Genomic DNA, 4,996 nt, shown 5'->3' with positions numbered 1-4,996 from the left:
CGTCCGGCACGAACACGTCGTCGAGAAAGATCTCGCCGAACCCGGTATCGCCGCCGAGTTGGGCGATCGGCCGCACGGTGATCCCGTCAGCTTTCAGGTCGAACATGAAATACGTCAACCCGCTATGGCGCTCTGCTTCGGGATCGGAACGGAACAACCCAAATGCCCTGTCGCCGAACGGGGCTCGCGAGCTCCAGATCTTCTGGCCGTTGAGCAGCCACCCGCCGTCGGTGCGAGTCGCCGTCGAGCGAAGGGAAGCCAGGTCGCTGCCGGACTCGGGCTCCGACCAGGCCTGCGCCCAAATCTCTTCGCCGCTGGCCATTTTCGGCAGTACTCGATCCAACTGCTCTTCGGTGCCGTGGGCGAACAGCGTCGGCGCCAGCATCGAGGTGCCGTTGGCGCTGGCCCGGCCGGGTGCGCCGGCCCGGAAGTACTCCTCCTCGTAGACCACCCACTGCAGTAGTGTCGCGTCGCGGCCGCCGTACTTCTGCGGCCAGGTGATGACCGACAGCCCCGCGTCGAAAAGCACCTTGTCCCAACGGCGGTGTTGCTCGAAACCCTCCGCGGTGTCGTACGAGCGCGTCGGAAACGCGTCCCGGTGCGACGACAGGAAGTCGCGCACCTCGTGCTGAAATGTCAGCGTCTCGTCGTCGAAGTGCAGATCCATTTAGGTCATCTCTCGCAGTAGCGGTTTGACCACCTTGCCGCCAGCGTTGCGGGGCAGGGTGTCGACAAACCTCACCGAACGTGGGGCTTTGAAATTCGCCAAGTATTCCCGGGTGTACGCGATCACCGTCTTCTCGTCGAGCCCGGAATCGGGCCGCGTCACCAGGAACGCCCGGCCTACTTCGCCAAGTCGCTCGTCGGGTACGCCGATCACCGCGCAGTCCAGCACACCGTCCAGACGGGCCAGCACCTGCTCGATCTCGGCGGGGTAGACGTTGAAGCCGCCGCAGATGTACATGTCTTTGAGCCGGTCGGTGATCTGGAGATTGCCTGCGGCATCGAGCTTTCCGATGTCGCCGGTGTGCAGCCAGCCGTCGGTGTCGACGGTCGTGGCGGTGGCGTCCGGATCGTCGAGGTAGCCGAGCATCACATTGGGACCGCGCAGCAGCACCTCGCCGTGATCGCCGATTCGCAGCTCGAATTCCGCGATCGGCCGCCCACAGGTGGTGGCCACTGTGACCGCGTCGTCGTCTGCGCGGCACATGGTGCCCATTCCGTTGGACTCGGTCAGGCCGTACGCGGTCAGCACGATGTCGATGTCGAGTTCGGTCTGCATCCGCTCGATCAGCACAACCGGCACCGTCGCCGCGCCGGTGACCGCGAAGCGCAGCGAGCTCAGGTCGTAGCGGTTACGGGCGGGATGGTCAAGCAGGGTTTGGTAGATGGTCGGCGGTCCGGGGAGCACGGTGATCCGGTGTTCGGCGACCGCACGCAACGCCTGCTCGGCGTCGAAGGTCAGCTGCGGGATCAGTGTGGCGCCGGTCTGCAGGCAGGCCAGGATTCCGGCCTTGTAGCCGAAGTTGTGGAAGAACGGGTTGATGCAGAGGTAGCGGTCGTCGCTGGTGATCTTGCCGCAGGCGGCCCATGCCGCCGAACCGGCCAGTGACTGCCGGTGCGCGCACAGCACGCCTTTGCTGCGGCCGGTGGTGCCGGAGGTGAACAAGACGTCGGAGACGTCGTCGGGCCGGACCACGGCCGCGCGGGCGTCGGCTGCCTGCAGGTCGGATCCGTGACCGATGAAGTCGTCCCACGTGCCGTCGTCGGCATCGATGGGCACCCGCACGATGTGCCGCAGGTCGGGCAATGCGGCCCGGTCGAGGTCGGCGACGCGGTCCGCCCCGAGGAACTCGCCCATCGCCACCAGCAACGGCGCGCCGGTGCGGGCCAGGATGTCGGATGCCTCGGCCGCGGTGTAGCGGGTGTTCAGCGGTACTACCGTGGCGCCGGCATAGTGGGTGGCCAGGCAGGAAATCACCCAGTGCCAGGTGTTCGGGGACCAGATTGCCACCCGATCACCGGTCTGCACGCCGAGGCTGATCATCGCCGCCGCGGCGCGCCGCACTTCGTTCCGCAGCTGGTCGAAGGTGACGGTTCGATCCGGCGTGACCAGCGCGTTGTGGTCAGGGAGCTCGCGAGCGGTGTGGTCCAGCGCCGCAGGAATGGTCTGCGGATGGCTCGACATCGAACTCCTTGGTGCGGATTGCCCGGCTGATCTACCGCCGCTGCACGGCCCATCATCGCCGGGGCCTAACAAAGCAAGTGCTTGGTAGGTTAGCCTACAGGGGTGCAAGGCGTCGAGGAGTTCAGGTCCGAGGTCCGCGATTGGCTGGCCGAGAACCTGGTCGGCGACTTCGCCGCGCTCAAGGGGCTCGGCGGGCCCGGCCGCGAACACGAGGCGTTCGAGGAGCGGCGGGCCTGGAATCAGCACCTTGCGCAGGCGGGCCTGACCTGTCTGGGGTGGCCGGTCGAGCACGGCGGCCGTGGCCTGTCGGTTGCCCATCGGGTGGCGTTCTACGAGGAATACGCGATCGCCAACGCGCCCGCCAAGGTCAACCACTTCGGTGAAGAACTGCTGGGCCCGACGCTGATCGCCTTCGGTACGCCCGAGCAACAGCAGCGTTTCCTGCCGCGGATCCTCGACGTCACCGAACTGTGGTCGCAGGGCTATTCCGAACCCGGCGCCGGCAGCGATCTGGCCAACGTGTCCACCACCGCGGTGCTCGACGACGATGAGTGGGTCATCAACGGCCAGAAGGTGTGGACGTCGCTGGCGCACTGGGCGCAGTGGTGCTTCGTGGTGGCGCGCAGCGAAAAAGGCTCCAAGCGTCACGCCGGGTTGTCGTATCTGCTTGTTCCGCTCGACCAGCCCGGGGTGGAGGTCCGCCCGATCGTCCAGTTGACCGGTGACTCCGAGTTCAACGAGGTCTTCTTCGACGACGCTCGCACCGACGCCGATCTCGTGGTCGGCCAGCCCGGCGATGGCTGGCGGGTCGCGATGGGAACGCTGACCTTCGAGCGCGGTGTGTCGACGCTCGGCCAACAGATCGTTTACGCCCGTGAGCTGAGTGCCGTCGTCGAGCTCGCGAAAAGCACTGGCGCCGCCGATGATCCGCTGATTCGCGAACGCCTGACCCGGTCCTGGGCCGGCCTGCGGGCGATGCGCTCCTACGCGATGGCGACCATGGACGTCGAACAGCCCGGCCAGGACAACGTCTCGAAGTTGTTGTGGGCCAACTGGCATCGCGATCTCGGTGAGATCGCGATGGACGTGCGGGGTAAGGCGGGCCTGGCGCTGCCGGGCGGCGACTTCGACGAGTGGCAGCGGCTCTACCTGTTCACCCGCGCGGACACCATCTACGGCGGCTCCAACGAGATACAGCGCAACATCATCGCCGAGCGTGTGCTCGGTCTACCCAGGGAGGCTCGATGACGCTCGCGGTTGCGCCGAAAGAAGTTGCCGGACACGGACTTCTCCAAGGCAAGGTCGTGATCGTGACGGCCGCGGCGGGCACCGGGATCGGGTCTGCGACCGCCCGGCGCGTGCTCGCCGAAGGCGCCGACGTCGTCGTCTCCGATCACCACGAACGACGCCTTGGCGAAACCCGTGACGAGCTGTCCGCACTGGGATTGGGCCGGGTCGAGAGCGTGGTCTGCGACGTCACGTCCACCGCGCAGGTCGACGCACTGATCGCCTCCACCACCGCGCGGCTGGGCCGGCTCGACGTGCTGGTCAACAATGCCGGGCTGGGCGGTCAGACTCCGGTGGTCGACATGACCGACGACGAGTGGGACCGCGTCCTGAACGTCACGCTGACGTCGGTCCTGCGGACCACCCGGGCGGCGCTGCGGTATTTCCGCGACGCCGACCACGGCGGCGTCATCGTGAACAACGCCAGCGTGCTCGGCTGGCGCGCGCAGCACTCGCAGTCCCACTATGCGGCGGCCAAAGCCGGCGTGATGGCGTTGACACGTTGCAGCGCAATCGAAGCCGTCGAATACGGGGTGCGGATCAACGCGGTATCGCCCAGCATTGCCCGGCACAAGTTCCTCGACAAGACCAGCTCGACGGAACTGCTCGATCAGCTGTCGGCCGGTGAGGCGTTCGGCCGCGCTGCCGAGCCGTGGGAAGTGGCCGCCACCATCGCCTTCTTGGCCAGTGAATACTCCAGTTACCTGACTGGAGAAGTGATTTCGGTATCGAGTCAGCACCCATGACCGAACTCAGCCCGCCGAACAGCCGCCGCGACGAGCTGTTGGAACTCGCCGCGAAGATGTTCGCCGAACGCGGGTTACGCGCAACCACCGTGCGTGATATCGCCGACAGCGCCGGCATCCTTTCCGGCAGCCTGTACCACCATTTCTCTTCCAAGGAAGAGATGGTCGACGAAGTGCTGCGGAACTTCATGGACTGGCTCTTCGCTCGCTACCAGGAAATCGTTGACACGCACTCGAATCCACTGGAGCGACTCAAGGGGCTGTTCATGGCGTCCTTCGACGCCATCGAGCATCGGCACGCCCAGGTCGTCATCTATCAGGACGAGGCCAAACGGTTGCTGCCCCAGCCCCGGTTCTCCTACCTCGAGGACCTGAACAAACAGCAGCGCAAGATGTGGGTCGACGTGCTGCACCAGGGCATCGAGGAGGGTTATCTGCGTCCCGACCTCGACGTCGACCTGGTTTACCGATTTATCCGTGACACCACCTGGGTGTCGGTGCGCTGGTATCAGCCCGGTGGGCCGCTCACCGCGCAACAGGTGGGTCAGCAGTATCTCGCTATCGTCCTAGGTGGAATCACCAAAGAAGGAAGTTGACATGCCCTCAAACAATCAGGTTTACGTCATTGACGCTGTGCGCACGGCCGTTGGTAAGCGCAACGGGTCGCTGGCCGGCGTGCATCCGGTCGACCTGGGCGCGCTCGGCTGGCGTGGGTTGCTGGACCGGGTCGACATCGACCCCGCCGCTGTCGAGGACGTGATCGCCGGCTGCGTCG

Annotated in this window: 5 protein-coding genes and 1 pseudogene; 4 read left to right on the top strand and 2 right to left on the bottom strand. The window is 65.9% G+C overall.

The window, feature by feature from the left end:
• The coding region (locus tag VGH54_RS24745; protein WP_331514772.1) for an acyl-CoA dehydrogenase family protein at positions 1-667 on the bottom strand (667 nt) is incomplete at its 3' end.
• Positions 668-2,188 (bottom strand): 3-((3aS,4S,7aS)-7a-methyl-1,5-dioxo-octahydro-1H-inden-4-yl)propanoate--CoA ligase FadD3, encoded by a 1,521-nt coding sequence (fadD3, locus tag VGH54_RS24740; protein WP_331514771.1) that lies wholly within the window; start codon positions 2,186-2,188, stop codon positions 668-670.
• A 102-nt stretch (positions 2,189-2,290) separates the two neighbouring features.
• Here fadD3 and ipdE1 point away from each other — a divergent pair, with 102 nt between their 5' ends.
• The 4 genes and pseudogenes from ipdE1 to VGH54_RS24720 form a co-directional block, all read left to right on the top strand.
• Complete coding sequence (gene ipdE1, locus VGH54_RS24735; protein WP_331514770.1) at positions 2,291-3,436, top strand: acyl-CoA dehydrogenase IpdE1; 1,146 nt, start codon at positions 2,291-2,293, stop codon at positions 3,434-3,436.
• Entirely contained in the window at positions 3,433-4,221 is a 789-nt protein-coding gene (gene ipdF / locus VGH54_RS24730; RefSeq protein WP_331514769.1) for a (5R,7aS)-5-hydroxy-7a-methyl-1-oxo-2,3,5,6,7,7a-hexahydro-1H-indene-carboxyl-CoA reductase, read from the top strand. Before ipdE1 ends, ipdF begins: the two co-directional genes overlap by 4 nt.
• On the top strand, positions 4,218-4,817 hold the full coding sequence (kstR2, locus tag VGH54_RS24725; RefSeq protein WP_331514768.1) for a TetR family transcriptional regulator KstR2: 600 nt from the start codon (positions 4,218-4,220) through the stop codon (positions 4,815-4,817). The genes ipdF and kstR2 overlap by 4 nt, the downstream gene beginning before the upstream one ends.
• Before the next feature lies 1 nt (position 4,818).
• Positions 4,819-4,996: pseudogene (locus tag VGH54_RS24720) on the top strand (acetyl-CoA C-acetyltransferase); the annotation flags it as partial.

The sequence above is a fragment of the Mycobacterium sp. genome (assembly GCF_036488105.1).
Taxonomy (GTDB): domain Bacteria; phylum Actinomycetota; class Actinomycetes; order Mycobacteriales; family Mycobacteriaceae; genus Mycobacterium.
Note: the sequence above shows the minus strand (reverse complement) of the source record. Positions and strands in the feature narration are given on the sequence as shown.